At 63.4% G+C, this 350-nt stretch carries 1 protein-coding gene; it reads left to right on the top strand.

Translation table 11 applies throughout. From position 1 onward, the window contains the following. On the top strand, positions 1 to 195 hold a 195-nt coding region (locus EN852_RS36885), incomplete at its 5' end, for a DUF1775 domain-containing protein (RefSeq protein ID WP_135879763.1). Positions 196 to 350 lie beyond the last annotated feature (155 nt).

Genomic DNA, 350 nt, shown 5'->3' with positions numbered 1-350 from the left:
GACGAATTCTATGACGAGTTCGTCTTCCGTGCCTCGCTCGCCACCGATCTGCCGGCCGGCCAGATGCTCTACTTCCCGGTCGTGCAGGAATGCGGCGACGCCGCCGATCGCTGGATCGAGATTCAGGCGGCCGGCCACGATGAGGACGCCTTGGAAACGCCTGCGCCCGACATCAAATTGCTGCCGAAGAAATGATCTCTGTTGGCGCGCTCCATCGGGGCGCGCCATCATTTCCAGTCACGACGAGATGAACGCAGCACAGCTCTCTACGACGATCCGCATGCATACCCGCCCGCTTGCCTGGCTGGTGGCGGCGCTCATGGCGATGGCGGTGTTGTCGATGCCCGGCC

Origin of the sequence: Mesorhizobium sp. M2E.F.Ca.ET.209.01.1.1 (assembly GCF_004010375.2) — a bacterium.
In the GTDB taxonomy this organism is placed as follows: Bacteria; Pseudomonadota; Alphaproteobacteria; order Rhizobiales; family Rhizobiaceae; genus Mesorhizobium.
This window is presented reverse-complemented; position numbering and strand designations above follow the sequence as displayed.